The organism is Planctomycetota bacterium, from assembly GCA_033763975.1.
In the GTDB taxonomy this organism is placed as follows: domain Bacteria; phylum Planctomycetota; class Phycisphaerae; order Phycisphaerales; family UBA1924; genus RI-211.
Genome location: JANRJM010000013.1, coordinates 362,678 through 388,845, shown reverse-complemented (window position 1 = coordinate 388,845; position 26,168 = coordinate 362,678). Strand labels below are relative to the sequence as shown.

24 protein-coding genes are annotated in these 26,168 nt (G+C 72.2%); 5 read left to right on the top strand and 19 right to left on the bottom strand.

All coding sequences use genetic code 11. From position 1 onward, the window contains the following. Window positions 1–65: 65 nt before the first annotated feature. Window positions 66–1,973 carry a hypothetical protein gene (locus SFY69_08925; protein ID MDX2132162.1) on the bottom strand — a complete coding sequence of 636 codons (1,908 nt, stop codon included), beginning with the start codon at window positions 1,971–1,973 and terminating at the stop codon, window positions 66–68. 356 nt (window positions 1,974–2,329) lie between these two features. Here SFY69_08925 and SFY69_08920 point away from each other — a divergent pair, with 356 nt between their 5' ends. Further along, window positions 2,330–3,718 carry an O-antigen ligase family protein gene (locus SFY69_08920; protein MDX2132161.1) on the top strand — a complete coding sequence of 463 codons (1,389 nt, stop codon included), beginning with the start codon at window positions 2,330–2,332 and terminating at the stop codon, window positions 3,716–3,718. A gap of 9 nt (window positions 3,719–3,727) precedes the next feature. Here SFY69_08920 and SFY69_08915 read toward each other — a convergent pair whose 3' ends face one another. The 4 genes from SFY69_08915 to SFY69_08900 all read right to left on the bottom strand — a co-directional run bounded on the left by SFY69_08915 (window position 3,728) and on the right by SFY69_08900 (window position 8,327). Next, window positions 3,728–4,951 carry a glycosyltransferase family 4 protein gene (locus SFY69_08915; protein ID MDX2132160.1) on the bottom strand — a complete coding sequence of 408 codons (1,224 nt, stop codon included), beginning with the start codon at window positions 4,949–4,951 and terminating at the stop codon, window positions 3,728–3,730. A gap of 33 nt (window positions 4,952–4,984) precedes the next feature. Further along, window positions 4,985–6,652 (bottom strand): glycosyltransferase, encoded by a 1,668-nt coding sequence (locus SFY69_08910; GenBank protein ID MDX2132159.1) that lies wholly within the window; start codon window positions 6,650–6,652, stop codon window positions 4,985–4,987. A 128-nt stretch (window positions 6,653–6,780) separates the two neighbouring features. Continuing rightward, entirely contained in the window at window positions 6,781–7,386 is a 606-nt protein-coding gene (locus SFY69_08905; protein MDX2132158.1) for a putative colanic acid biosynthesis acetyltransferase, read from the bottom strand. Next, window positions 7,383–8,327: a polysaccharide deacetylase family protein gene (locus SFY69_08900; protein ID MDX2132157.1), complete on the bottom strand. Its 945-nt coding sequence runs from the start codon at window positions 8,325–8,327 to the stop codon at window positions 7,383–7,385. Before SFY69_08900 ends, SFY69_08905 begins: the two co-directional genes overlap by 4 nt. Before the next feature lie 382 nt (window positions 8,328–8,709). On the opposite strand from SFY69_08900, the gene SFY69_08895 reads away from it, so the two are divergent. After that, window positions 8,710–8,943 carry a hypothetical protein gene (locus SFY69_08895; GenBank protein ID MDX2132156.1) on the top strand — a complete coding sequence of 78 codons (234 nt, stop codon included), beginning with the start codon at window positions 8,710–8,712 and terminating at the stop codon, window positions 8,941–8,943. Window positions 8,944–8,945: 2 nt separating this feature from the next. Here the strand turns inward: SFY69_08895 and metG are convergent, their stop codons facing one another. Continuing rightward, the gene (gene metG, locus SFY69_08890) at window positions 8,946–10,595 is read right to left on the bottom strand and encodes a methionine--tRNA ligase (protein MDX2132155.1); all 1,650 of its coding nucleotides are present in this window, start codon (window positions 10,593–10,595) and stop codon (window positions 8,946–8,948) included. 67 nt (window positions 10,596–10,662) lie between these two features. Here metG and SFY69_08885 point away from each other — a divergent pair, with 67 nt between their 5' ends. Then, window positions 10,663–12,435 (top strand): hypothetical protein, encoded by a 1,773-nt coding sequence (locus SFY69_08885; GenBank protein ID MDX2132154.1) that lies wholly within the window; start codon window positions 10,663–10,665, stop codon window positions 12,433–12,435. Next, window positions 12,432–14,183: a GAF domain-containing SpoIIE family protein phosphatase gene (locus SFY69_08880; GenBank protein MDX2132153.1), complete on the top strand. Its 1,752-nt coding sequence runs from the start codon at window positions 12,432–12,434 to the stop codon at window positions 14,181–14,183. Before SFY69_08885 ends, SFY69_08880 begins: the two co-directional genes overlap by 4 nt. A 178-nt stretch (window positions 14,184–14,361) precedes the next feature. Here SFY69_08880 and SFY69_08875 read toward each other — a convergent pair whose 3' ends face one another. From SFY69_08875 to gatC, 7 genes are read right to left on the bottom strand one after another with little or no spacing between them, the layout of a single operon-like run. Next, the gene (locus SFY69_08875) at window positions 14,362–15,096 is read right to left on the bottom strand and encodes a glycerol-3-phosphate acyltransferase (protein MDX2132152.1); all 735 of its coding nucleotides are present in this window, start codon (window positions 15,094–15,096) and stop codon (window positions 14,362–14,364) included. A gap of 46 nt (window positions 15,097–15,142) precedes the next feature. Continuing rightward, window positions 15,143–15,838: a dTMP kinase gene (gene tmk, locus SFY69_08870; protein MDX2132151.1), complete on the bottom strand. Its 696-nt coding sequence runs from the start codon at window positions 15,836–15,838 to the stop codon at window positions 15,143–15,145. Window positions 15,839–15,879: 41 nt separating this feature from the next. After that, a complete protein-coding gene (locus SFY69_08865) occupies window positions 15,880–16,608 on the bottom strand; it encodes a DUF4190 domain-containing protein (protein ID MDX2132150.1) in 729 nt (242 codons plus the stop codon). Next, entirely contained in the window at window positions 16,605–17,825 is a 1,221-nt protein-coding gene (locus tag SFY69_08860; protein MDX2132149.1) for a cysteine desulfurase family protein, read from the bottom strand. Before SFY69_08860 ends, SFY69_08865 begins: the two co-directional genes overlap by 4 nt. A 4-nt stretch (window positions 17,826–17,829) precedes the next feature. Beyond that, window positions 17,830–19,035 carry a type II secretion system F family protein gene (locus SFY69_08855; GenBank protein MDX2132148.1) on the bottom strand — a complete coding sequence of 402 codons (1,206 nt, stop codon included), beginning with the start codon at window positions 19,033–19,035 and terminating at the stop codon, window positions 17,830–17,832. Window positions 19,036–19,091: 56 nt separating this feature from the next. Continuing rightward, a complete protein-coding gene (gatA, locus tag SFY69_08850) occupies window positions 19,092–20,642 on the bottom strand; it encodes an Asp-tRNA(Asn)/Glu-tRNA(Gln) amidotransferase subunit GatA (protein MDX2132147.1) in 1,551 nt (516 codons plus the stop codon). Then, on the bottom strand, window positions 20,639–20,944 hold the full coding sequence (gene gatC, locus SFY69_08845; GenBank protein MDX2132146.1) for an Asp-tRNA(Asn)/Glu-tRNA(Gln) amidotransferase subunit GatC: 306 nt from the start codon (window positions 20,942–20,944) through the stop codon (window positions 20,639–20,641). The genes gatA and gatC overlap by 4 nt, the downstream gene beginning before the upstream one ends. Before the next feature lie 81 nt (window positions 20,945–21,025). On the opposite strand from gatC, the gene SFY69_08840 reads away from it, so the two are divergent. Continuing rightward, window positions 21,026–21,766 (top strand): hypothetical protein, encoded by a 741-nt coding sequence (locus SFY69_08840; GenBank protein MDX2132145.1) that lies wholly within the window; start codon window positions 21,026–21,028, stop codon window positions 21,764–21,766. A gap of 62 nt (window positions 21,767–21,828) precedes the next feature. Here SFY69_08840 and SFY69_08835 read toward each other — a convergent pair whose 3' ends face one another. From SFY69_08835 to rpsI, 6 genes are all read right to left on the bottom strand, one after another. Continuing rightward, complete coding sequence (locus SFY69_08835; GenBank protein ID MDX2132144.1) at window positions 21,829–22,692, bottom strand: VTT domain-containing protein; 864 nt, start codon at window positions 22,690–22,692, stop codon at window positions 21,829–21,831. Between the two features lie 42 nt (window positions 22,693–22,734). Then, window positions 22,735–23,433 carry a pirin family protein gene (locus SFY69_08830; GenBank protein ID MDX2132143.1) on the bottom strand — a complete coding sequence of 233 codons (699 nt, stop codon included), beginning with the start codon at window positions 23,431–23,433 and terminating at the stop codon, window positions 22,735–22,737. Window positions 23,434–23,588: 155 nt separating this feature from the next. Beyond that, a complete protein-coding gene (locus tag SFY69_08825; protein ID MDX2132142.1) occupies window positions 23,589–24,077 on the bottom strand; it encodes a MarR family transcriptional regulator in 489 nt (162 codons plus the stop codon). Window positions 24,078–24,173: 96 nt separating this feature from the next. Next, on the bottom strand, window positions 24,174–24,635 hold the full coding sequence (locus SFY69_08820) for a PEGA domain-containing protein (GenBank protein ID MDX2132141.1): 462 nt from the start codon (window positions 24,633–24,635) through the stop codon (window positions 24,174–24,176). Continuing rightward, on the bottom strand, window positions 24,632–25,402 hold the full coding sequence (lptB, locus tag SFY69_08815) for an LPS export ABC transporter ATP-binding protein (GenBank protein MDX2132140.1): 771 nt from the start codon (window positions 25,400–25,402) through the stop codon (window positions 24,632–24,634). Before lptB ends, SFY69_08820 begins: the two co-directional genes overlap by 4 nt. Window positions 25,403–25,625: 223 nt before the next feature. Beyond that, window positions 25,626–26,129 (bottom strand): 30S ribosomal protein S9, encoded by a 504-nt coding sequence (gene rpsI / locus SFY69_08810; GenBank protein ID MDX2132139.1) that lies wholly within the window; start codon window positions 26,127–26,129, stop codon window positions 25,626–25,628. Between the last annotated feature and the right edge of the window lie 39 nt (window positions 26,130–26,168).

Genomic DNA, 26,168 nt, shown 5'->3' with positions numbered 1-26,168 from the left:
GCGCCGGGGAGCTCGATGGTAGAAGCGGGCGACGGGGCGTGTCCGCCACGCCGCCCGAGATAGGTCTATCGGTTCCCGCGGGCGCGCATCAGTGCTTCCATGATGCTGATGCGGTCGGGTCGCGCCACGCTCGGCACACTGACGCGGTTGCGCCGGGTGATGTCGATGACGCTGGAGCCCGACGGGCCTGAGGGCGACGCGCCCCCGGACCCCGTGCCGCCCGAGGGCGCCGGGCCCGTCGTCGGCGGCGTGGGTGCGACCACCTGGGTGAAGCGCAGGCGGGCCGGGTTGCCGCCGCCGGTGGTGGTGCCGGACGTGCGTCCGCGCGCCGTGTTCAGGATGTCGCGCGCCGAGCGCGCGGACGGGGGAAGCGGTGCGACTGGCTGCGCCGAGCCGCCGCCCGACGAACCGGGGGCCGTGGGCGGAGGATCGTCGCCACCGGGCGGCGGGGGCGAGGGCGGATCCCCGCCGGTGGGCTGCTCGGGCGGCGCGGGAGGCGCGGGCGGCTCACCACCGCCGCCGCCGGACGGGGGCTCGGGCGGCGCGGGAGGCGGATCGCCACTACCGCCGCCGGTGGGCGGCTCGGGCGGCGGGGGAGGGGGCGGGGGCGGATCACCACCGCCGCCGCCGGTGGGCTGTTCGGGCGGGGGAGGCGGGGGCGGGGGCGGATCGCCACCACCACCGCCGGTGGGCTGTTCGGGCGGAGGAGGCGGGGGCGGATCGCCACCACCGCCGCCGGTGGGCGGCTCGGGCGGGGGAGGCGGGGGCGCGGGCGGGCCACCGCCGCCGCCGGTGGGCGGCTCGGGCGGGGGCGGGGGCGGCGGAGGCGGGTTGCGGAGGGCCTCGAGCTCGGCGTCGAGCTGATTCCACATCGGGAAGAAGCGGTCGTCGAGGTACTGCTGGACCCGATCGCGCTCTGCAGAGGTGGGCACCCATCCCCAGACGATCACGTCATTCGCGCCGTTGCGCTGGGCGGCCCGGAAGTTGTTGTCGGCGTTGAAGTCGTTGAGGAACGGCAGCCCGTGGTTGCCCGCCCCGTCGTGGTACGAGTACCAGATGTAGGGCACGACCGGCTTGTCGCCGGCGAAGCGCCGCCACTCGACCATGGCGCGGCTCCACCACGCGTTGTTGTCGGCGTACGAGTCCTGGCGGGTGCGCGGGGTCGGGTGCGGCACCGACGTGTAGTACGTGTAGAAGCAGGGAAAGTACGCGTCGACCTCCGGGTGGAGCCAGGCGAGTTCGACGTCGTGCACACGCTGCGCGTCCGCGCGGCGCTGCGTGTGCGGGCTGACGTTGCCCACCCACGTCCAGTACATCATGCCCGGCAGGTTGTAGAACCCCCAGGTGGCGTTGGGACGCAGACGCTTGCACTCGCGGATCGTCGCGGTGAACAAGGCCGAGCCCGACTCGATGTACGTGTCCGCGAAGATCTGCTCCTGCTCCTGCAAAGTGCGGCCGGCGAGCAGGGTCGGGCGGTTCTGGCGGATGTAGTCGCGCCAGTCGTCGAGGAAGTCCCGGTCGTTGGCGTCGAAGGCGCCCGTGGACGCGTCGTTGACGTGCAGCGTCCAGTAGGGCATCCACAGTTCGTAGTCGATGACGGCGTAGCCCTCCCACGACTCATCGGGGATCTTGCCGTACCCGCCGATCTGCGAGGCGATGCGGGCGACGTGCGCCTGGATGAACGCCTCGCGTCCGCCGGGGGCGAGCTCCATCATGTGGGGCCCCTGCAGCGGGAAGGAACCGAGCTGAGCGGCGTCGAAGATCACGACGTTCGTGCGCAGGTTGTTGGCGCCCGAGATGTTCGGGCGGTTCGCCTGCGTGGAGTTCACGTTCCAGTAGAGGCTGAAGGGGGCCGGGGCGTTCGCGGGCGGAGCCTGCGCGAGCGAGGGCGCGACGCCGGCCGTCAGCCCCGCCACCGCGGCGAACAGTCGGGCGCGGCTCGTGGACGTCAGGGTCAGCAGGACGCTGGGCATGGCGATCTCCTCCGGCGATGGCGGGTCCTCCGCCAGTGCCGCAGGTTGCATCGGCGCGCCCCCGCGCAACGTTGCCCCCGCCGGGCGAAAGAGGCCCATCGGGACGCACATCTGCACAACGTGCCCCGCTCGCGCCATCCCCGCCGCTCCCGCCGGTGCTGCGGGCGCAATCGATCGGACGCGGGCAAATCCGGTGGCGGTCGCCTTGCCGGATATGATGTTCTACCGGTGTTCGGTCCTGGGCGTCCTGCAGCGACGCGTGCCAGTGACCGATATCTCGGGAACACCGCCGAACATCCACCCCGCGCCGAGCGAACGGCTCGTGGGCGGGAGTGTCTCGGGGGGTCGGAGATCGCATGCTCGCGGCGTTCGGGTATCTCGTGCTGGCGGCCCTGGCCGCGTCGATGGTGCTGTGCTATCAGCGCCCGGCGTTCGCGTTCGCGCTCGTGCTGATCCTCTACCCGCTGAAGCAGCTGCAGATGACGTACCTGCCGATCTTCGCGCAGCACTCGTCGTGGTTCAACATGATCATCTTCGCGGGGGTCTGCATCGCGGTGCTGTCGAGCGTGACGCGCGGTCGGGGCGTGTTCATCGGGTACTGGAACCGCTACGCCGTGCTGCTGCTGTTCATGTACATGTTCGGGCTGTTCGCGATCCTCTACAGCCCGTCGCAGGACACGGCGATCGCCCGCGCCATCGACGGCGCGCCGTACTGGGTGATGCAGATCCTGCTGCTCCCGCTCGTGTTCAGCGACGTCCGCGACGTGCAGCGGTTCTTCATGCCGTTCCTGATCGCCGGGTGCGTGGTGATCGGGTTGTTCCTCACGAACCCGCAGGCGAAGTTCTACGCCGGACGCCTCACGCTGGAGATCGGATACTTCCAGGGCGTGGCGGACTATCGCGGGAGCCCGCTCGCGACCGCGCAGATGGGCGGGCAGTTGGCGATCGTCGCCGCCCTCATGCTCCCGTCGCGCGCGACGAGGCTGGTGAACCTGGCGCGCCTGGGCGGGGTGTTCCTGGGGCTGGGGATCGCGGTGGCGGCGGGGTCGCGCGGGCAGCTCATTCTGGCGCTGCTCGTGATGGCGCTCTTCTGGCCCTTGGCGCGCCCGGTGCGCAACGTGAAGCAGTTCTTCGTGAGCCTGATCGGCCTGGGGGCCGTCGGCGGGGTCGCGCTCATCGCCCTGCGGTTCTTCATCGCGCAGAACGTGGAGCAGAGCCGGCGGTGGGACCTGCAGGCGCAGTTCGACACGCTGGCCGACCGGGCGTTCGAGGCGTGGATCCTGATCGATGCGCTCCTGCAGCAGCCGGCGAAGTGGCTGTTCGGCCTGGGAACGAACGCGTACTCCTACGTCTCCGGGCATCCGCACAGTTATGCGCACAACCTGTTCATCGAGATGCTGGGCGAGTACGGGCTGCTGGGCATCACGGTGACGATCGTGCTGCTCGTGTGGATGTACAAGGCCGGGCGCGAGTTCTGGACCTCGCACCGCGAGGACCCCAGCGAGCGGTCGGCGGCGGCGGTGATGCTGGCGCTGGGCGCGTACCTGGTGCTGCTGTCGCTGAAGCAGGGGACGTTCGTGGGCGCGCCCGATACGTGGTACACGATGGCGATCGTCTGCCGCCTGGTGTACCGCGAGCGCGTGTTCGCCGCGTGGAACGCGCAGTTCGCGTCGCCCGAGGACGAGATCCCGCTGGTGTCGTACGAGGACCCGGGCGAGCCGGCGTCGGCCGAGGCGCGGGCCTGACGCCCTTCGTCAGACGCCCCGCACGCCCGCGCACCGCAGCGCGTCGCGCAGCCCGCGCACCGGGTCGTTCGCCTCGCGGAAGTGCGCACTGATCTGGAGAGACGCGGCCTTCATCGCCTCCAGGCGCCCCGGCTCGGTCGCGTCCATCATCGCCCTCGAGAGCGCCCGCCGGTCGTTCGGGCGGATGACAAGCGCGTTCAGCCCGTCGTGCGATGTCTCGGGCGCCGCGCCCACGACGGTCGTGGTGATGATGGCGAGCCCGGCGGCGGCGGCCTCCAGCAGCACCACGCCCCAGGGCTCCCACGTCGCCGGGTGCACGAGCACGTCGCACAACTGATAGAAGGCGTTGACGACCTCCTGGCGGTCCTGGAAGCCGGCGAACTTCACGCGCTCGCGCAGGACGCTGGGCACGCGCCCCTGGAGCTCGGCGCGGAGCGGGCCGTTGCCCAGGATCACCAGGTCCAGGTTCTCGCGCTTGCGGGCGATCGCGCAGAAGGCGTCGATGGCCTGGTCCACCGCCTTGACGGGGACGAGGCGGGCGCACACGAGGAGGCGCCGACGCCCCTCGCGCAGGTCGTGCATGCGGGCGACCTCGCGGACGAGTTCGGGGGGCGAGGCGCCGATGAGGCGGTACTCGGGCTCGATGGGCACCCGGAACATGCGCGACGAGTCGGCGCCGTACGCCGCCCAGTAGCGGGCGCCGTTCTCCCCGCACACGAGGATCGCGTCGCACGCGCGGACGACGCTTCGGACGACGGCGTTCTTGACGGCGCGTTTGATCCCCCGGGCCGTATCGGCGTGGGCGTTGCTGTCCGTCCAGAGCAGCGTGGGGATGCCCCGGGCGTGCGACCAGCGGAGGGTGCGCATCATGGCGGGGAAGCCGTACCCGCAGACCACGACGGCGTCGGGCCGCCACGCGGCCAGGTCCGCGATCACGCGTCCGCCGGTGCGGAAGTCGCTGACGTAGTAGTCGATGGATCCGACCATGCTCTCGGCGATCGCGCCCGGGAATGTGGTGACGCCGATGTCGGGCATCTCGCGGTAGACCCAGAGATTCCGCGAGATATCCCAGGTGACGAGTGTGCGGATCTCGAGCCCGGGGATCTCGCGCCGGAACCGCACGTGGGCCTGGACGCGGTAGGGGGTCAGGTTGTTGGCGACGAACGCGACGCGCAGGGGGGGTGCGTGCGTGCCGGCCTCACGCGTGGGGAGCGGTTCGAGCGTGGTGGTCATCGCGAGGGCGTTCCGGCGGGGAGGCGGTCCGGGCTAGTGGAGCTCGCGCTTCTTGAGCGGGCGCGCCGGGTTGCCCGCGTACACCATCCCCGGCTGGAGGTCCTTGTACGCGCTCGAGCGGGCGCCGAGCACGCTGAGGCGTCCGATCTTGACGTTGGGCCCGACGAACGCGTCCGCGCCGATCCAGGCGTCGGCACCGATGATGATCGGGTCGCGGATGAGCGGGAAGCGCCGGTCGGTGTAGTCGTGCGTCCCCGCGCATAGGTGCGCGTACTGGCTCACGATCGTGCGTTCGCCGATCTCGATCACCCCCAGCGAATAAAGGATGGCATAGTCGCCCACCGTCACCCCGTCGTGGATGTGCAGGTTCCAGGGCACCTCGATGTTCACCGTGGGGCGGATGCGCACGCCCGCGCCCACCCGCGCCCCGAACAGGCGCAGGATCGCGGCACGCACGCCGTACCAGTTGTGGAACGACATCCGGAACAGCGGCTTGCCCACGAGCATCCAGATCGCGCGGAAGACCTTCTGCTTGAACGTCCACGGGGTGGATTCCGGGAACAACTGCACGATGTCACCGGTCGGCGTGGTCACCTCCACCACGATATCGGCGTCCGCGCCGGGGCGGGCGTCGGGTGCACGCGGCGTCAGCCCGAAGGACGCGCCCGCCGCGTCGCCGTTCTGGGGGATGGCGACGCTCGTGCCCCCGGGGCGCTCGCGTCGGTGGCTGGTCAGCCCGTCGTCGGGGGGCGGGGCGGCGGTGCGCACGCGGGGGAGGGTGTCGCGTTCGAAGTCGGGGGATTCGGTCGCGCGGTGCCGGGCCGCCTTCTCGCGGATGAGGCGGAGCTTCAGCGTGATCATGCGCTCGTAGAGGTTGAGGAGCTGGGCGTAGGTGCGCCCGGGCTTGCCCTCGAACGCCGCCCCGAGCACCCAGAGCGTCACGATGTGCCGGATCGACGCGCGGAAGGGCAGGCGGTACGAGACTTCCTTGTATGCGCGGCGGCGGCGGATGGGGTCCTTGCTGAAGACGTCCCGCCAGTTGGCCTTCTCGCCCAGGAGTTTCGCCGCCTCGATGGCCTCGGCGGTGCTGTAGCGGTTGTGCCGGTCGATCCACTCCGACAGGCCCTTGGAAAGCCCGTAGTGGAGGTACGGGACATTGAGCACGCCGACCTCGCCCTCGGTCATCTCGCGCTGCCCGTGCCCCCAGTCGCAGAAGCGCATGCGGGTCTTGTGGAAGAGGCGCATCTGGTACGTCGGGTAGACCGCCGCCCGCTTGAGCCACTTGCCCATGAACATGAACTTCTGCGGGATGTGGTACCCCGCCGTCGCCGGCTCGCGCGCGAGCAGCTCGCGCATCGCGCCCACCAGCGCGGGCGTGAAGCGTTCGTCGGCGTCGAGGTGGAAGATCCACTCGTGCGTGCACGGGCAGTGCTCGATCGCCCAGTTGCGCTGCTTGCCGAAACTCTCGAACGGGTTGTGGTAGACCTTCGCCCCCATCGCCCGCGCGATCTCCACCGTGCGGTCCGTCGAGCCCGAGTCCACCACGTGCACGTCGTCGCACCACGCGCAGCTGCGCAGGCAGTCGGCGATGTTCACCTCTTCGTTCAGCGTCAGGATCACCACGCTCACCGGCGCGGTGAGCGAGCCCCACCCCTCCTCCGGGGCGACACTCGAGGCGGGCGTGGCGGCAGCAACACGCATGGGTACGGACCTACGGGAACCGACGGGCGACGGTTCGGACGGGCGGCGGGGCGGCCCGTGCCCCGGTCATCTCCCCCCCCGAGGCCCCCGCGACGAACACCTATCGTACAGACCGGGGTGCGACTCGACTACGCCCGGCGAGGCCGATTTCGCGGGCGGACCACGCGCGCGGGCGTCCCCGCCGCGAACACCCACTCCGGAAGGTCCCGAAACACGCCCGACCGAGCGCCCACCACCACGCCGTCCGCGATCGTGACGCCCGGGGCGACGAAGACGTCCGCGGCGACCCAGCACCACGAGCCGATCCGCACGGGCTTGGGCAGCAGGGGGAACGACTCGAGGTCCGCGTCGTGTGTCGCGCCGCACAGGAACGTGTACTGGCTCACCGTGGTGAACGCCCCGATCGTCACCCCGCCGACGCAGTAGCAGTCGACGTCGTCGCCCAGGGTCGCGCGCTCGCCCATCTCCAGCAGCCAGGGCGCCCAGACCTTGGCCGTCGGGTACACCCGGGCCGTGCGGTGCAGCTTCGCGCCGAAACACCGGAGCAGCCAGTTTCGCCAGGCGTGGCAGGGCCGGGGCGAAGGGCGGAAGAGCACCTTGTACACGACGCCCCACAGCACCCGGGCCACGCGGTTGCCCATCGAGTGCGGGCTGGCGCGCTCCGGGCCGCTCGGGGGCGCGTCGCTCGCCGGCGCGGCGTCCGGGCGTGCGCCGGTGGTATCGGCGCCGTTCATGGCCGGGTCTCCGAAGGCGTGCCGCTCGCGGGCGGCGTGTCGTGCAAGAGCCCCGCGCGGGCCAGCACGTTCGCGCAGGTGTCCCACCGGTGCCGCGCGAGCAGCCGGCGCAACTTGGCCTCGGTCGTCCGCGTGCCGACGTAGCACTTGAAGTAGCGGTGGGGGGGCATGCGGACCTTGGGGCAATCGGGCGCGAAGTCGCGCGGGTGGAGGTACACCACCGTCGGGCGCGCCGCTTCGGCCTCGGCGCGTACGCCCTGCTCGATCATGAATCCCGGCAGCAGACGCAGGTACCCACCGCCGCTGTAGCACATGCGCTTGCGCAGCGGCCCAACACCCACCGGCGCCACCGACATCGGCAACTCCGGGATCTTCCGCCCCCGGGGCGTCGTCACGACGTGCGCCCCGGGCGGGCAGGCGTACCCGCCGTGCCCCCGAGTTCCCGGGAACAGGCTCGCGTCGTACGAGAGCCCCGCGTCCAGCAGCACGTCGAACGCCCATTCTGTTCCGGGCGTGATGGAGAACGACGGCGCCCGAAAGCCGCGGACCGCGCCGACAGAGCCCGGCCCGGAACCGGCCGCCCCCGCGCGGATTGCTTCCAGCGAGTCGGCCAGGTCGCGCGCGAAGACCTCGGGCGTCAGTTCATACACCTTGCGATGCCAGAACGAGTGGGTCGCGAGTTCGTGCCCGGCATCGGCGATGCGCTTGACCAGGGCGGGGTGACGTTCCGCGATCCACCCGAGCACGAAGAAGGTCGCCTTGGCATTCCCCTCGTCGCAGATGCGCAGGATGAGATCGGTGTACCGCTCGACGAGCGAGGATTCCGCGGACAGCCGGGGCCAGTGCTCCGGGTTCTCCACCGCCTTCACCTCGACGATGTGGAACCAGTCCTCAATGTCGAAGGAGAGCGCGTGCACGAGTTGACGAGCGTCGTCGGTCATCAGCGGCTGATCTTCGCCACGACTCATCGGCCTTCGGGCACGCCCGCACCGCCCGTGGAGGCGGCCCGTTCGCACGATATTCCGGGGGGGCGGGCCGTGCGGCGCGGGGGGCCACCCGCCCCGGCAACCGCCCGCGCCGATGGTTATCGGTCATCCCCGCGGGGCGCGCTCGCGGAACTGACGGCCCGCGGGCGGGAAGTCCGATAGTTGCGGCGCTCCGAGTTCTCGCTCCTGCGCCGACGGCAAGCGGCGGGGGGCGTGCGGGGCATGACGGCCCGGCCTGCCTGATCTGGGGGACTTCATGCGTCTCAACCGTGAAATCGCCGTTCCATCGCACCCGATGTCTCTCCGGCGCGTGTGGAGTGCCGGAAGGGGCGAGGCCGTGGGCAACTTGCGTTTGCACGACGAGGCGGAGACGACCGACGCGATCCCGTTCCCGACGACGGGCGGCCCGCGCCCGCGCCTGGTCGGACGCGACGAGCCCGACATCGCCCCGCCCCCGCGCCGGCCCCACCACGCCGAGGACGCCATCGAACGCGTCGCACGCCAGTTGGACAACCTGCGCGCCCTGCTGGGCGACGACCTGGGCGGGCCCACAGGCCCCCGGGCGGCGTAGGACTAGGGCGTCGCCGGCTCGGCCCCCGGCGGCGCGTCCGCCGGGTTCGCACGCTGGAACAGATTGTCACCCTTGGCGATGCGCTGGCCCACGCGCAGCGCGTGCGGGCCACCAAACTCCAGCAGCGCCGCGAGCGTGGCCCCGGGCGGGGGCGCGCAGGTCCATGTCCGCCAGAGCGCGCCCATCTTGTCGGGCATCGCCGGGGCGAACAGCACCGACGCCACGCGCAGCGCCTCCGCGCACACGCCCAGGATCGACCCGACCTGCGCGAGGTTGGCGGGGTCTTTCGCGAGCTTGAACGGCGCGGTTGCGCCGATGAACTCGTCGACCGCGCGAACGATTCTGGCGCCCTGGGCCGCGGATCCGGCGGGATCGTCCTCGGCCAGTGCGGCCAGCGCGTCGGCGGCGGCGGCGCGACAGACGCCCGGGACATCGATCACACCCGCGAGCGGCGCGGGGTCAAACGGCGGCATCGCGCCCGCGAAGTACTTCTCGATCATGTTGCCGACGCGGCTGACGCAGTTTCCCACGCCGTTGGCGAGGTCCGCGTTGTACACCTCGACGAACTTGTCGTGCGAGAAGTCCGCGTCGGTGCCCCCTAAGGGCCCCTGCGAGAGCAGGTGCCAGCGGAGCGCGTCCAGCGAGTACCGGGCGGCGTATGCCTGCAGGCGCTCGAGGTCGATGAAGTTGCCCAGGCTCTTGGACATCTTCTGCCCGTTGCTCACCCACCAGCCGTGCCCGAAGATGCTGCGGGGCAGGGCGACCCACTCGTACGCCGGGCCCGAGGCGCGCAGCGCGAGCAGGAGCGCCGGCCAGATGACGGCGTGGAACCAGAGGATGTCTTTGCCGATCAGGTGCAGGCTCGCCGGCCAGAAGCGCCGGCGCTCGGGCGTGTCGACGACCGTGAGGTAGTTGAACAGCGCGTCGATCCAGACGTACACGCGGTGCGAGGGGTCGCCGGGGATGCGGATGCCCCACTGGGTGGCGGGATCGTCGGTCACCGGGCGCGAGACGGGCACGTCGTTCAGCCCCTGGCGGAGGCGCCCCAGGACCTCCTGGCGGCGGGCGTTGGGGCGGATGAACCGGGCGTTGTTCTCGATGAGATCGCGGAGGGCGTCCTGGTACTTCGAGAGGCGGAAGAAGTAGCAGGCCTCGGTGCGCTGGACGAGCGGACGCCCCGAGATGACGCTCTTAAAGCCCGCGTCGCGGGCGGCGGACTCGGTGACGTACTCCTCCTGGCCCTCGTCGTACCAGCCGGTGTACTCGCCCTTGTAGATGTCGCCCGAGGCGATGAGGGCCGCGACGTACTCGGGAACGCGGTCCTTGTGGCGGGGCTCGGTCGTGCGGATGAAGTCGGTGAACGAGACGCCCATGAAGGCGAAGGCCTCGCGGAAGGCCTGGGCGTTGCGATCGCACCAGGCCTGGGGCGTGTGCCCGTTGGCGGCGGCGCTGGTCACGACCTTATCGGCGTGCTCGTCGGTGCCGGTGAGCAGGAAGACCTCGGAGGGGCCAGTCGGGGGGGTCGATTCGCCCCGCAGCAGGCGCTGGTACCGGGCGAGAACATCCGCAATGGTCGTGGTGTAGCAATGACCGATGTGGGCTCGGTCGTTGACGTAGTAAATCGGGGTCGTGAGGTAGTACGGGTTCGGCACGGGGGCGAGTATAGGGGGTGAAGCCCCCTACTCTTCCCGAACGGGGGAGCGGCACGGAGGTAACGGCATGCGACGGACGCAGTGGATCATCGCGGCGGCGGGCGGAACCCTCGTGGCGCCGGCCGCCTTGGCGCAGCACGCCCTGGGCGACGGCACGGGCCTGCAGCGCACCGGCATCCGCGAGGTGCGCCCGCTGGACATCCGCGAGGAAGTGCGCCTGCGCAACGCGATCGTGACCGGGCACGCCACCGGCGGGCGGTCGCTGCAGATCGCGCCCCCCTATTCCGACGTCGGCGAGTTCCGCGCCGCGCTCGGCTCTGATTCGCTCTTCCGGTTCCGGCGCGATTCCTACAGCGGCGGGCTGGGAATGGGCTGGCGGGGCTCGGAGTCCATCCAGTACCAGTATGCCTTCACGACCGGCAACACCCGCGACCAGGTCGGAACCGTGACGCGCCTGGGCGGCGGGCTGGATTTCGGCCCGCCCGCGCCCCCCGGGCAGCGCCTGCGCGCGCCCACGTATTCGAGCTCGCCCTTCGACGCCGAGGGGTCCGACTCGATCGCGCCGCAGATGGGCACGCTGCGATCGACCGCCGCATTCTCGTCCACGCGATCGCTCAGCCCCGCGGTTGTCGGCACGCGCCAGGTCGAGAGCCGCTACGAGCGGATCACCGCGTCGAGCCTGCTGGGCGTGCGGAACGACCCGCTCGTCGCGGACCTGACGGCCGGGCTGCTGGTGGACCCGGAAACCGCCGCCATGAACGCGCAGCGCCCCGTCGCGAACGCGAGCGCCGCCACGACCGCCCCCGATCGGCGCCAGGACCTCGCGGTGCGGACGGCGTACGACGACCTGGTCTCTCGGATGGAAGCGCGCCTGAAGCCCCTGGGGGCCGATGCGCCCGCCGACGCCACCCCGGGCGCGCCCGCGGGCTCGCAGCCCGCCGGGCCGCAATCTCCCGGTGGCCAGACACCCGGAAACCAGACCCCGGGAGGCCTGACCCCGGGAGGCCTGACGCCGGGCGGGCAGACGCCGGGCTCGCCGGTGCCGGGCCTGCAGGCGCCGGGCGGGCCGGGGGCGGGTTCGACGGGCCAGCCGACCGCGGGCGTGCAGGGCTTCCGCGAGCCGGCCTGGGTCGAGTCGCTGCGTTCGCTGCGCGGGCGGCTGAAGGATCGTGGGCTGACGCAAGGCACGGCCACGCGCGCGGACGAGCGCGACTTGGCGACCGAGCGCTCCGCGCGCGTGACGAACGTCGACCGCGCGCTGCTGGACGCCATCCGCGACATGGGGGGCACGGTCGAGTCGTACCTGCTCGACGCGCCGAACCCGGGCGACCTGTACGCCGACCACGTGGCGACGGGGCAGCGGCTCATCGGGCAGGGGCAGTACTTCGACGCGGAAGAGCACTTCGCGCGGGCGCTGGCGATGCGCCCGGGCGACGTCGTGTCGATGCTCGGGCGTCTGCACGCGCAGATCGGCGCGGGGCTGTACCTCTCGGCCGCGGTGAACCTGCGCGTGCTCTTCGAGGAACGCCCGGAACTGGTGGGCGTGCGGTACGCCGGCGAGACGATGCCGAACCCGCAGCGTCTGCGGACGGTGGCGGCGGAACTGGTCGAGGCGCTCGACAAGTCGCGCGACAACAAGGGCGTGCCGAGCCCCGAGGCGGCGCTGCTGCTGGCGTACGTCGGCTTCCAGATCGACGACGCCGGGCTGATGATGCGCGGGCTGGACACCATCGAGCGCGAGCGTGCGGCGGAGGCGACCCTCAAGGGGCAGGCGGCCCCGGGCACGGACGCGCTCGCGGAACTGCTGCGCGGGGTGTGGGTGGGCGGGGAGGCCAAGTGAACGCGGGCCCGGGCGCGACATCTTCCGGGGCCGGCCCAGCGCCCGCGACCTCGACCGATCGGGCCGCGCCCGTGCCGGCGACCGACGGGGCCGGCGGGGCGCGGAGCGCGCCGTCGCGGCACGCGTCGATCGTCGAGTTCCTGACCGATGGCTCGCTCGCGCGCCTGTGCGCGGAGTTCACGCGCCTCACGGGGGTGCGGGCGGACCTGCGCGACCCGGCCGGGCGCGTGATCGTGGCGCAGAGCGAGGGATGGGCGGTGGCGGACCCGGCGGACATTCCGGCGCCGGTCGCGACGTTCCCGCTCATGCTGGGCGGGCTGCGCGTGGGGATGCTGACGCTGGGGCCGGGCGAGCCGGTGCTGGCGCCCGATGCGCGAGACCGGCTCGAGCGGGTGATGACGCTACTGGCGCAGTCGACGGGCGAGATCGTGCAGTACGAGGCCGAGCTGCGCGACCGGATCCGGGAGATCTCGGCGTTGTCGCGGATGAGTTCGCTGATGGTGCGGGCGGCGGGCCCCGAGAAGGTGCTGAAGGTCGCGCTCGATTCGGCGCTAGACGTGCTGGAGCTGGACGCGGGGTCGATCGTGCTGTTCCGCGAGGATCCCGACGGGGGCATCGCGCCGCTGGAGGAGGACGTGCTGCTGAAGGCCAGCCGCGGGCTGTCGCGCGAGTGGCTGGACAACCCGCTGCCCCTGAGCAAGGACCGCCAGTTCGATCGCGCGGTGATCGCGGGGCGGATGGTCGTGGTGGAGGACCTGCTGCTCGACGACCGGGTGTTCATCCGCGAGGAAGTGCGTCGCGAGGGGCTGCGCTCGGCGATCCAGGCGGGGCTGGTGTTCAAGGAGCGCACGCTCGGGGTCATCCGCCTGTACGCGCGCGGGGTGCGCCGGTTCGACGAGGCGGACAAGCGGCTGCTGGGGGCGTTGGCGCAGCAGGCGGCGGTCTCGCTCGAGCAGTCGCGCCTGCTGCGCTTCGAGCAGGAAGAGCAGCGCGTGCAGCGCCAGTTGCAGCTCGCCGGCGACGTGCAGCGCCGGATGCTGCCCCGGGGCGTGCCGAACAGCCCGCAGCTCGAGTTCGCCGCGAAGTACATCCCCAGTTTCGAGCTCGGGGGCGACTTCTACGACTTCATCGAGCTCTCCGGGCACGTGGGCATCGCGATCGGCGACGTCGTGGGCAAGGGGATCGCCGCGGCGCTGCTCATGGCGTCGGTCCGATCGAGCCTGCGGGCCCACGCCCGCGAGGTGTACGACCTCGACGAGGTCGTGGCGCGCGTGAACCAGGCGCTCTGCCGCGACATGCGCGACGACGAGTTCGCGAGCCTGTGGTACGGCGTGATCGACCCCTCGAACCGGCGCCTCACGTACTGTTCCGCCGGGCACGAGCCCCCGATGATCGTCCGCGTGCCCACCCACCGCCCGCCCAGCAGCGCGGACGTCGACGAACTCTCCGTTGGCGGGATGGTCGTGGGTGTCGACCCCAGCCAGCGCTACCAGCGGGCGGTGTTTGATCTGTCGCCCGGCGACGTCCTCGTCGGGTACACCGACGGCGTGTGCGACGCCGTGAACTTCGCCGGAGAACGCTTCGGCAAGGCACGCCTGCGCCAGGCGATGCTGACGGCCCTGCGCGGCGGGCGCGAGGTGACCGCGCCGAGCGTGCTCGAGCACATCCTGTGGGAGGTCCGGCAGTTCGCCGGGCTCGCCCAAGTGCCCGACGACAAGACGCTCATCGTGGTCCGCGTGCGGTCCTAGGTCGGCCGCGATTTCGATCTCGGTGCAAGGCCGGCACCCCCGCCGGACATTGCGGGTGCGGCGGCCCTGCGCGCCGTCATGGTTCCGCCCGTCTCGTGGGACCAGTCTCCCCTCACCCCGATGTGTGCTGGGCCCAGGCGTGTGCCTGGCCCCGGGGTGAGTTTTTGAGGATGAACCTTCAGGGGCGGCGGTCCGCGCGGGGCCCGTCGGGGCGAGGTCGGGGCCAGCGGGGCTCGGTGCCCGCGCGCAGGCGGGCGATGTTGCTGCGGTGTGCCCAGATGACCAGCCCGGCCAACGCCGCGGCGACGCCCAGGAACGCCAGCATGTGCACGACCTCGACGGGCGGCTCGCCCGGCGCCGGCGCGCCCAGCCAGCGCGCGGTGACCCAGCGTTCGTGGACGGCGTGGAACCACACGCCGACGAACAGCGGGATCGACGCCGCGGCGGCCATCGACGCGACGCTCATGTAGCGCGCGACGCGAAGCACGACAAAGAACGCCACCGCCCCGCCGAGCGCGGGGACGGTGAGACCCGGGAACGCGGCGAGCAGCACGCCCGCGCCGGTCGCGACGCCCTTGCCCCCCTTGAAGCCCAGCCAGGGCGAGAAGACGTGCCCGAGCACGGCGGCGACGCCGACGCTGAGCCACGCGAGCGACGCCGCCGGGGGGATGGCGAGCGTGCCGAGCGTGCCCAGCAGCAGCCCCGCGCCCAGGGTGGGCAGGAAGCCCTTGAGGAAGTCGAGGGCGAAGACGACGCCGAACCAGCGGGCGCCGAGCACTCGTCCGGCGTTGGTGGCGCCGATGTTCCCCGAGCCGTGGGCGCGCAGGTCGATGCCCTTGGCGCGGGCGACGAGCAGCCCGAAGGGGACGGACCCGGCGAGGAGCGCGCCGAGGATCAGAACGGGCACGAGCATGCGGGAGACTTCCGGGCGGCGAGCGTGGGGTGCGCCCGCGGGGTGTTCAGGCGGGCCTGGCGGCGAAGGCGCGCAGGGCGTCGAGCAGGCGTGCCCAGACCTCGTCGGGCGTGCCGGAGGCGTCGAGGACGGCGTGGCGCGCGGGGTCGCGGGCGGCCTGGGCGAGGTACCCCGCGCGCACGGCGGTGCGGAACGACGCGTCGCGATCTTCCATGCGATCGGCGAAGAGCGACGGGCCGGCGTGGGGGTGCTGGCGCCCGCCGGGCTCGACGCCCGTGCGACGGGCCGCCGTCTTCTCGTCGACATCGAAGATGATGATGAGGTCCGGCAGGGTGCGGTCGCAGGCGACGCGGGCGACGGCGTCGATCTCGGGCTCCGGCAGACCCCCCGCGCTGCCCTGGTACGCGTACGTCGATGTCACGAAGCGATCGGCGATGACGAGTTCGCCCCGTGCGATCGCCGGGCGGATGCGGGTTTCGACCAGTTGGGCGCGGCTGGCCATGTAGAGCAGCATCTCGCAGCGGAGCGTGATGCCGTCGGAGGCCTTGTCGAGCAGGATGGCCCGGATGCGTTCGCCGACGTGCGTCCCGCCGGGCTCGCGCACCTCGCAGAGGCCGACGCCGGCGGTGCGGGCCAGGTCGATGAAGCGCCGGAGCTGGGTGCTCTTGCCCGAGCCGTCGGCCCCTTCGAACGCGACGAAGCGCCCGCGGAGCGCGTGGATCCAGGCGTGGTCGGTGGTCACGGCGGGGCAGCTCGCGGGGTGAAGGGTGCGGGCGTCGCGCATCAGGGGAGCGACGCGGGGTCGACGAGCCAGGTGATCGGCCCGCCGTCGGGCGCGACGCCGATGTTGACGACCTTGCCCATCTGCCACTGGGGCGTCTGCTCGCCCTGGTTGACGACCACGATGATGAGGCCCTTGCCCTTCTCGAACTCGCCGGGCATGGGGAGCATGGTGTACCCCGAGCCCCCCTGCTGGTACTGCGAGGGGATCGACCCGGCGATGGGGCCGAGCTTTCCGAACGAGCCGAAGAGCGCCATCATGCCCGGGGTGACGCGCTGGTACTTGCCCAGCGAGCCGCCGGACTCGGCCTTGAAGTTCTCGATGTCCTCGGGCGTGATGGCGCTCGCGGTGCCCGACGAGAGCGCCTCGGACAGCCCGGTGGTGTCGTCGGACTGCGCCATCTCGACGACCTTCCCGTACGCCCCGATCATGTTCACGACCATGTTCATGCCGAACACCATGAAGATGCCCAGCACGACCGTGACGATGGAGCAGACCAGCCCGCCCACCGCGATGCCCCGCCCGCCCACGGCGCCGTTCGAGCGTCCGATCGACAGGAACGCGAACACCGCGAAGAGCAGCCCGACGACGCCCAGCGCGGGCGACACGACGGGGATGCAGCAGGCGATGAGCCCCAGCACGCCGCACACCAGCGAGAGGATCGCGGCGATGCTCGTGCGCGTGGGCTGGGCGGGCGCGACGTCGAACCCCGGCTGAGGGAAAGTGGTCATGGCCCGAGGATATCAGCCTGTCCGGGCGTTCGCGTGGCGACTGTCGCTTCTCGCGCCGGGGGCACGCCCGCCGCCAGCGTGCGCACACCCTGCGCCACGATCGTCGCTGCGTGCTCGATCTCGTCGCGGGTGGTCTCGCGCGAGAGGCTGAAGCGCACCGACCCGTGCGCGTACTCGGGGGGCACCCCCATCGCCAGCAGCACTGGCGAGGGCTCGAGCGAGCCCGAACTGCACGCCGCCCCAGCCGAGGCGTTCACCCCCCGCTCGCTCAGCAGCAGCAGGACCGCCTCGGCCTCGAGGCGCGGGAAGGCGATGTTGGTCGTGTTCCACAGGCGTCGCCCCGCGTCGGGCGGCCCGTTCACCCGCAACCCCGGCGCCCCGGCAAGCACGCGCGACTCGAACAGGTCGCGCAGCCCACGCTGGGCGGCTCGCAGTGCGGGGTCGGCCAACCATGCCCGCGCCTCATCGGCGGCGAGCCCAGCGCCGACGATGCCAGGGACGTTCTCCGTGCCGCCGCGGCGTCCGAGTTCCTGCGTGCCCAGCAGTCTCGGGCGCAGGCCCAGCCCGCTCCGCGCCCACAGCACGCCCACGCCCTTGGGCCCGTGAAACTTGTGCGCCGAGCAGGTCAGCAGGTCGCACCAGGCGCCCGACCCCTGGCCGACGTCGGCGGGCTCCTTGCCCACCCATTGCGTGGCGTCGACGTGCACGACGCAGCCGGCGCGCCGGGCCGCCTCGGCGATCTCGCGGATCGGCTGGATCGCGCCCGTCTCGTTGTTCGCCCACTGCACGCTCACGAGCCCCGCGCCCTGGGCGAGGCGCGCGACGTCCGCGGGATCGACCAGCCCGCCGGGATCCACCGGCAGCGGGCGCACCTCGACGCCCTCGGCCTTGGCGAGTTCCGACGCGAGGTCGCGCACGGCGGCGTGCTCCACGGGCGTCGTCACCAGCACGCGCTTGGGCGCGGGCAGGCGGGCCAGCGTCCCGCGGATGGCCAGGTCGATGCTCTCGGTGCCCGAGCCGGTGAACGTGACCTCCCGCGCGTGGGCCGCCAGCAACGCCGCGATCTGTTCGCGCGCGAGCTCGACCCGGGCCCGGGCGGCCTGCCCGCCCCGGTGCACGCTCGAGGGGTTGTGCCACGCCTCGCGCAGGGCGTGCAGCACGCCCTCGACCACGCCCGGGGTGGGGCGTGTCGTCGCGTTGTGGTCGAGGTCGATCATCGTGCTACCCCGCGGCCCCGGCGCTGGCCTGGATGATCGGGATCATGATCGACAGCAGCAGCGTCCCGATGATCGCGAACAGGAAGACGATGAGCAGGGGTTCGAGCGCCGCCAGCAGGCGCTGCGAACGGCGATCGAGCTCGTCGGCCGTGTCGGTCGCGAGCGTGTCGAACGCGCTCTCGAGGTCGCCCGCGCGCTCGGCGGCGATGAGCAGGCGGCGCGTCGAGAGCGGGAGCGCGTCGACCGCGTCGATGAGCTGGCGCAGCACGCCGCCCTCGATCAGGCGCGTCCGCAGCGTCTGCAGCTGCGCCTTCAGCACGGGGTAGTTGATCACGCCGATCGCCACGCCCAGCGCGTCGGCGAGGGTGATCCCGCTGCGCGTCATGGCGGCCATCACCGTGAAGAACCGGGCCGACTCCTGCGCCAGCATGACGTCGCGCATCAGCGGCACGCGGCGCGCCGCCCGCTGCACCAGCGCGCCGATGCGCTTGCGCGCGAACACCCCGCCCGTGACGAGCCCCAGCACCACGAGGGCGACCAGCGGCAGGTTGCCCCGCAGGAACAGCCCGACGTCCACCAGCACCCGCGTGATGAGCGGGATCTCCTGGTTGTTGTCGGTCAGCGACTTGGCGACCAGCGGCACGACGTACGTGATCATCCCGAACGCCACGCAGATGCTGATGCTCAGCACCACCGCGGGGTAGATGAGCAGCGTGCCGGCCTTTCCGGAGATCGCCAGTTGCCGGCGCGTCGTCAGCGCCAGTTGCTTGGCCGCCCCGCCCAGGTCGCCCGTCCGCTCCGACGCGCGATACACCGCGATCGTGACGATGTCGAAGATGCCGACGCTGCGGCAGGCGTCGGCGAACGAGCTGCCACCCGCCACGAGTTCGCGCATGCGGTCGACCTTCGGTCGCGCGCCCGGCGCCACCGCCGCCCGCACGACGTCGAGCGCTTCGACGAGCGGGACGCCCCGGTTGAGGAGCTGGGCGAGCTGCGTGTGCACCTCGCACTGGTCCTTGAGTCGCACCGAGCCGGACCCTCCCGGCGCCCAGTCGGGCAGCGTCCAGGTGCGCAGCGGCACGAGGCGCTCGCGTCGGAGTTGTTCGGCGAGGTGGCGCGCGTCGCGGGCGCGGATGAGCCCGACGCGTCGCCCGCCGTCGGGTCGGGCGGCGAGATAGGCCGTGCGGGTCTCGCGCGGAGCGGAGGACATCGCGACAAGTGTACGGGGCGCGCCCGACGCGCCCGCGGGATCGCGGGCGGCGGGCCTCAGCCGCGCATCGCGCGTTCGAGCATCGCCGCCGCGCGCAGCAGGCGGGATTCCTGGAACGCGGGCGCGATGATCTGCACACCGATGGGCAGCCCCGCGTCGGACGCGGTTGGGCCGGCGACGGAGCCCCCCGCGCCGGGCCCGGCGACGGGCACGCAGATGGCGGGCAGCCCGGCCAGGTTGACGCCGACGGTGAACACGTCCTCCAGGTACATGGCGAGCGGGTCGTTGATCTTCTCGCCCGCGCGGAACGCCGGGCCCGGGGCCGCGGGCATGAGCACGACGTCGCAGCGCTCGAACGCGCCGTTGAACTCCTCGAGCACGCGCCGGCGGACCTTGAGCGCGGTGGTGTAGTACGCGTCGGCGTACCCGGCGCTCAGCACGTGCGTGCCGAGCAGGATGCGCCGGCGGACCTCGGGCCCGAAGCCCTCGGTGCGGCTTGCGCGGTAGAGGTCCTCGAGCCCGTCGCCCGGCGACAGGGCCGCCCGCCGCCCGTAGCGCACGCCGTCGAACCGCGCGAGGTTCGACGACGCCTCGGCCGTCGCGACGATGTAGTACGCGGCGATGGCGTGGTCGATCGAGGGCAGGTCGATCTCGACGCGCGCGGCAGGGTCGGGCGCGAGGCGTTCCGCGGCCGTCGCGTACGCGAGCGCGACCTCCGCCGACACACCCGCCCCGCGCGCCTGGCGCACGACGCCCACGCGCAGGCCCGCGAGGGGCGTGTCGAGGTCGGCGAGCAGGTCGCCCACGGGTCGGGCGTCGCTGGTCGCGTCGCGCGGGTCCGGGCCGGCGATGACGGCGAGCGCGAGGGCGGCGTCGCGCACGCTGCGCGTGAGCGGGCCGACCTGGTCGAGCGAACTGGCGTACGCCACGAGCCCGAAGCGCGAGACGCGCCCGTAGGTGGGCTTGAGGCCCACGACGCCGCAGTGCGAGGCGGGCTGGCGGATCGAGCCGCCGGTGTCCGAGCCGAGCGCGAGGGGGACCACGCCCAGCGCGACCGCCGCGGCCGACCCGCCCGACGAGCCGCCCGGCACGCGCGTGGGGTCGTGCGGGTTGCGCGTGGGGCCGAAGATCGAGCGTTCGGTGGACGAGCCCATGGCGAACTCGTCGAGGTTGGCCTTCCCGACGACGATCGCGCCGGCGTCGAGCAGGCGCTGCGCGCACGTCGCGGTGAAGGGCGACTGGTAGTGCTCCAAGAAGCGCGACGCGCACGTGGTGAACCCGCCGGGGCCGAGCCCGTCGCCGGGCGTGCGCCCGTCGGGCCCTGTGCAGAGGTTGTCCTTGATCGCGACCGGAACGCCCGCGAGGGGCAGGTCCTCGCCCCGCGCGACGCGGGCGTCGACGTCGGCGGCGCACCGGAGCGCTCGCTCGCGGAGCGTCTGGACGATGGCGTTGACGCGCGGGTTCTCGCGGTCGATGGCGTCGAGCGTGGCGTTCACGACATCGACCGCGCGCCGTCGCCCGGACCGCACGTCGGCCGCGAGGCGCGTCGCGGGGTCGTGCACGCCCCCGGCGTGCACGGCGTCGTCCCTGTGTCCGGCCCCGCTCACGCCCCGCCCCCGTCGCCGAGCACCTTGGGCACGCGGACAAACTGGTCGTAGGTCTGCGGGGCCATGGCGAGCAGGACGCTCGCGGGGAGCGGCTCGTCGGGCGTGTCATCGGCGAGGCGGCTTTCCCCGCCCCCGACGTGCGTGAGGGGCTCGACGCCCGCGAGGTCGGCCTCGCGCAGGCGGTCGACGTACGCGACGATGGCGTCGAGCGACTCGCGCAGCCCGTCGCGCTCGGCCGGGTAGATGCGCAGGCGCGCCAGGGCCGCGAGGCGTTCGAGGTACTGCGGGGTGAACTCGCCCATGAGCGAGTGTACCCGGCGCGCGGGGCGCACCGCCCCGGCGCAGGGCGAACCCGCGACGGGGGAGCCCCGTAGCCTGTTCGCGTGAACACGCGGCGCGTCATCCGGGGGATCATCGCGTGGGGGCGCCGCCCCGTGGGCGCGGGCGTGGTGCTGGCGCTGCTCGCGCTCGACGTCACGTTGATGACGGCGGCGTTCCGGCACGACAGCATCGCCGGGCGCGTGATCCTTGATGGTCTCGCGGTGCGGTACCGCCCGCGCGAGAGCACCTTCGATATCACGGTGGTGGCGTGGGCCGACGGGCGCGAGGTCGTGATGTACCCCGACGGGAGCGCGGGCGAGATCGCGGAGGCCATCAGCCAGAACCCCGACCGCGTGCTGCGCGTGTGGTACGTCGTCTACACACGCCGCACCGGGTACGTCGCGCCGTGGAACGAGTTCGACGGGCGGCGGCTGTGGGTCGAGCGCGTGGGCGACACCACGCCGGCCACCCCGGCGGATATCGACCGGGCGCGGCGCATCATGTGCACGTGGCTGGGCGCGCAGGGGCATGCGGACCTCGCCGCCGACTGTGCCGCGCCCGACTACGACCGGCGCTCGCCCACCTACTGGGGCCCGGCGCACGACGTGCTGTTCGCGCTCGTGGCGTTGTGGGCCATCTCGAACATCCCGTTCGCCGTGGTGTCTGCGTGGCGGGCCCGCCGGGCCGGCACGCTCCGCCGGGGCGTGTGCCCCGCATGCCGCTACGACATCCGGGGCACGCCCGCCGACCTGGGCATGAAGCGCTGCCCGGAGTGCGGGCGCGTCTGGCGCATGCCCGAGTAGCCGGGACGGCTTACCCGGGGTCAGGCAGTCGGCATCAGGCATGAGGCATTCGGCACTAGGGGCTAGGTACTAGGCGTGCCGCCGGCCTGCTGGGCCGCCCGGTCCACGGCCCGCATCGCGATCCGCCCGATGATGAACACGACCACCAGGCCCAGCCCGATGGCGCCGTAGAACACGACCGGCGGCATGGCCTGGCTCCACGATTCGCGCGTGAACGTCTCCTGCACGCCCGCGCCGATGAACGCCGCCAGCACCGTGCGGGGCGTGATGCCCACCAGCGTCCCGATCATGTACGCGTCCGGGCGTACCCGCAGCCCCGCCATCGCCAGGTTCGTGATGGCGAACGGCGAGTTCGGCGGCAGGCGGATCAGCGACACCATCCCCGTCGTGCGCCGCAACGAGTGCGACTCGCCCAGCAGCGCCTCGCTCGCGGCCTTCCACTTGGGGTTCTCGTGCACCGCCCGCTTCACACGCTCGCCCGCGACCGTCCGCGCGACGACGTACCCGATGAGCGCGCCGCCCACGCACCCCAGCACCGCCCCGGCCGCCCCCCACGCCGCCCCGAAGATGTACCCCGCCATCCCCGACTGCGCGTACGTCGGCAGCAGCGCCAGCCCCGACAGCACCGCGAACCCGATCACGAACGTCGCCCACCCGAGCTCGCCCTGCGCCCGCAGCGCATCGCGCACGGCGTCGGCGTTCGCGAACAGCACGAGCGAGCCGAGCAACGGCAGGATCGCCGACGCGATCGCCAGCGGCCCGGCGGCCCCCAACTTCTCCATCAGCGTCCGCTCGTCGGGCATGCCCGGCGTCGGCGCCGAGGCCTGTGCCGGCGTGTCGTCAAACGTGTGGCCGGACGCGCGGGCCGAAGCGGAAGCCTCGTCAGACGTGGCCGGCGGCGTGTGCGGAGACGGAGCGTCGTTCACGCCCGGAGCGTACCCCGACGCCCGCGAGAACGCCGCGGACGCCTACGGCAGGTCGAACACCAGCACCTCGGCCGGCGCCACGGCGCGCAGCGTCACGGCGCGCTCGCCGGTCAGCCCGGCCCCGTCGCCCGCCCGCAGCGTCTGCCCGTTGAGCGTGACCTCGCCCCGCGCCACCTGCACCCAGGCGCTGCGCCGGTCGGGCAGATTGTGCGTGACCGACTCTCCCGGCGCCAGCAGCGTCGCCATGACCGTGGCGTCCTGGTAGATGGGCAGCGATCCCTCGCGTCCGTCGGGCGAGGCGACGACGCGCAGGCGTCCCTGGCGCTCGTGCTCGGGGACCGAAATCTGTCCGTAGCGGGGCGGCACGTCGCGGACGTTCGGGCGGATCCAGATCTGCAGCAGGTGCACGGGCTCGGTGTCGCTGTCGTTGAACTCGCTGTGGGTCACGCCGGTGCCGGCGGACATGCGCTGCACGTCGCCCGGGCGCATCACCCCGCCCCCGCCGCTGGAATCTTCGTGGCGCAGCGCGCCCGAGAGCACGTAGGTGATGATCTCCATCTCGCGGTGCGGATGACGCCCGAAGCCCTGCCCCGGCGCCACGACGTCCTCGTTGATGACGCGCAGCGCCGAGAACCGCATGTGCTCCGGGTCGTGATATTCACCGAAACTGAACGTGTGCTTCGTGTCAAGCCATCCGAAGTTGAACGCCCCGCGAGCCTCCGACGAACGAACGGTCACCATGACAGACCCTCCACGCGTCGCGAGCGGCGTTTTCTCCGGCCAGCCCGCTCGCGAGCTGATCATAATACTGTTTCAACGACCTGTGTGTTCACGGGCGTTGTAGCGGATTTTTGGCGGCCCGACGAAGCGGGACGGTCAGCCCGACACTTCGTTCGTCAGAGTTCGCCGTCGGATGCAGCGGGCGTTGCGTCGCCTTCGCGCCGTGCCGCCACAAGGAGGCGGTTGAGTGTTCCGAGATCTTCATCCGACATGTGACTCAACTGCTGTCGGTGCAGGTCGAGCACGGGCTGGTCGAGCCGGGCGAGCGTCTGAAGGCCTCCGGGCGTGATGGTGGCCAGCACGATGCGTCGATCGGACGCGTCGCGTGCCCGTTCGGCGAGCCCGGCGCGTTCGAGGCGGTCGATGAGCCGCGTGAGGTCGGGGACGCGCGCGACCATGCGAGCGCCGATCTGGCCGCACGAAAGTCCGCGGCCTCCGGTGCCGCGCAGGATGCGCAGGATGTTGTACGTCGACTCGCTCAGCCCGTGCGACTTGAACAGGCGTTCGAACGAGATTGAGAACTGGGCCGCGGTGCGGATGAGGTTGAGATACGCTTCCTGCTCGGGGCTTGAGAAGTCGGTCGTCTTGTGAATTGCCTTCGCCAACGGCGACCGCGTGTCAACTTCAGTCGGATGCCGTGTCACGGAGAATCCTATGCATCCCGGGGGTTTGCGCAGGACTACGTAGACATGAAGCGGGGCTCACGGCGTGCGCGGGGCGGGCTCGGCAGATCGCAATGCGCGGGCCCGATCGAGCACGCCGGCCTCGAGCTCCGCCTTGGGCAGGCGAGACTCGAGCGCGGGCTCGAGCGTGAAGTGCCAGCGGATGGTGGAGCGTGCGCCCGGCACGGCGCTCGCCGGAAGATCCAGCGGCGGGATGTCGTACACGGGGGGCGATGCCCGGGCCGCGGTGCGCAGGGGCTCGAACCCGTCCTTGGTGAGGAGCACGTCGTACGTGCCGTAGTAGAGGAACTCGGCCTCGACGGGCGTGCGTCCGACCTCGACGTCGCTCAGCACGACCGTGGCGCCCGGAGGGTCGGACGTGACGACGATCGTGCGCCGCATGCACCCGCCGGCGGCGCACACCGCCAGCACGCACGCGACGGCGCGTGCACGCGGACGCGCACGGGTACGCACGTCGACCAGGCGTCTGGCCATGCTCATGCCCGCTCCCGCTGCATGCCCACGAGGTCGTCGAACTCATCGCCCCGGAAGAGGTTTCCGAGGTAGGCGCGACGCACGAGCGGGTCGTTGATGAGCGCGCGGGGCGTGCCCTCGGCGAGCGTGCGCCCGGCGTCGATGATCACCGCGCGATCGCACACGCGCAGCGTCTGCTGCACGTTGTGGTCGGTGATGAGGAACGCGATGCCCCGGTCGGCGAGTCGGCGCACCTCGGCCTGCAGGTCCTCGACGGCGATGGGGTCCACGCCGCTGAACGGCTCGTCGAGCAGGATCAGTCGCGGCTCGGTGACGAGGGCGCGGGCGATCTCGAGCTTGCGCCGTTCGCCCCCCGAGCACGTCCGGGCCGCGTGACGCGACTTGTGCGAGAGCGCGAACTGCTCGAGCAGCGCGTCGGCCCGCGCGAGGCGGTCTCGCCGGTTGAGGGGCAGCGTCTCGAGAATGGCCAGCAGGTTCTCGCGGCATGACAGCCGCCCGAACACGCTGGGCTCCTGGCTCAAGTACCCCATCCCGAGGCGCGCCCGCTTGTACATGGGCAGGCGCGAGACGTCGCGCCCGTCGAAGTAGACCTTGGTGTCGCCCGGGTCGGGGTCGATCATGCCGATCGTCATGCGGAACGACGTGGTCTTGCCCGCGCCGTTGCGCCCCAGGATGCCCATGACCTCGGCACGATCCACGCCGAAGGACACGTCGTCGACCACCACCCGCCCGCCGTAGGTCTTGCGCAGGTGCTGGGCGTGCAGGAGGGGCATGGCGACATGGTACGGCGTGAGAGAAGCGAGACAGCGAGACAGCGAGGCAGTGAGGCAGGGAGACAGCGAGGCAGGGAGACACCGAGACAGCGAGGCAGGGAGGCAAGGCATGAAGAAAGCAAGGAGGTCGGGAGGGGGAAGTGGAGACGCGGGGAATGAAAAACGCCCCGCGGGTGCGGGGCGTTGCGTGCGACGGATTAGGGATGAGGCGGGTGGCCTCTGATCAGCGCTTGCTGAACTGGAAGCGGCGGCGGGCGCCGGCCTGGCCGTACTTCTTGCGTTCGACCTCGCGCGAGTCGCGGGTGAGGAACCCGGCGTCGCGGAGCGCCCCCTCGACGGAGGGGTCGTAATCGCGCAGGGCGCGGGCGATGCCGAGGCGGATGGCCTGCGCCTGGCCCATGAAGCCCCCGCCGTGGACGGTGGCCTGGACCTCGAACTTGCCTTCCATGTTGGCGACCTTGAAGGCGGCGTAGCAATCGGCGCGGTCGCGCTCCTCGCAGAAGAAGACCTCGGGGGTCTTCTTCTTGCCGGCGGTGCCGAGGATCTCGAACACCGGCTGGCCGGAGGCCGGCCGGATGCGGACGCGGGCGACCGCGGTCTTGCGACGCCCCGTGCCCCACCACCAACCGCGCTTGTCGGCGGGCTTGGCGACCTTGGGCGGGCGAGTGGATGCCGGTGGTTCCGTGGGCGTCAAGCCGGGCATCTGGATGGACGGAATCGTGCTCATTCGGACCGGTCCCTTTCACGCCGCGGGAAGCGGCGGGTG

Bases quoted from the DNA above. Each gene is read 5' to 3' on its own strand.
- lptB (MDX2132140.1), bottom strand. From the start codon at position 25,402: ATGCCCCTCCTGCACGCCCAGCACCTGCGCAAGACCTACGGCGGGCGG.
- SFY69_08875 (MDX2132152.1), bottom strand. From the start codon at position 15,096: ATGCTCGTGCCCGTTCTGATCCTCGGCGCGCTCCTCGCCGGGTCCGTC.
- SFY69_08885 (MDX2132154.1), top strand. From the start codon at position 10,663: ATGCGACGGACGCAGTGGATCATCGCGGCGGCGGGCGGAACCCTCGTG.
- SFY69_08910 (MDX2132159.1), bottom strand. From the start codon at position 6,652: ATGCGTGTTGCTGCCGCCACGCCCGCCTCGAGTGTCGCCCCGGAGGAG.
- SFY69_08915 (MDX2132160.1), bottom strand. From the start codon at position 4,951: ATGACCACCACGCTCGAACCGCTCCCCACGCGTGAGGCCGGCACGCAC.
- SFY69_08855 (MDX2132148.1), bottom strand. From the start codon at position 19,035: ATGTCCTCCGCTCCGCGCGAGACCCGCACGGCCTATCTCGCCGCCCGA.
- SFY69_08925 (MDX2132162.1), bottom strand. From the start codon at position 1,973: ATGCCCAGCGTCCTGCTGACCCTGACGTCCACGAGCCGCGCCCGACTG.
- SFY69_08830 (MDX2132143.1), bottom strand. From the start codon at position 23,433: ATGGTGACCGTTCGTTCGTCGGAGGCTCGCGGGGCGTTCAACTTCGGA.
- SFY69_08920 (MDX2132161.1), top strand. From the start codon at position 2,330: ATGCTCGCGGCGTTCGGGTATCTCGTGCTGGCGGCCCTGGCCGCGTCG.
- SFY69_08900 (MDX2132157.1), bottom strand. From the start codon at position 8,327: ATGACCGACGACGCTCGTCAACTCGTGCACGCGCTCTCCTTCGACATT.
- SFY69_08820 (MDX2132141.1), bottom strand. From the start codon at position 24,635: ATGAGCATGGCCAGACGCCTGGTCGACGTGCGTACCCGTGCGCGTCCG.
- SFY69_08860 (MDX2132149.1), bottom strand. From the start codon at position 17,825: ATGATCGACCTCGACCACAACGCGACGACACGCCCCACCCCGGGCGTG.
- SFY69_08865 (MDX2132150.1), bottom strand. From the start codon at position 16,608: ATGACCACTTTCCCTCAGCCGGGGTTCGACGTCGCGCCCGCCCAGCCC.
- gatC (MDX2132146.1), bottom strand. From the start codon at position 20,944: ATGGGCGAGTTCACCCCGCAGTACCTCGAACGCCTCGCGGCCCTGGCG.
- SFY69_08905 (MDX2132158.1), bottom strand. From the start codon at position 7,386: ATGAACGGCGCCGATACCACCGGCGCACGCCCGGACGCCGCGCCGGCG.
- rpsI (MDX2132139.1), bottom strand. From the start codon at position 26,129: ATGAGCACGATTCCGTCCATCCAGATGCCCGGCTTGACGCCCACGGAA.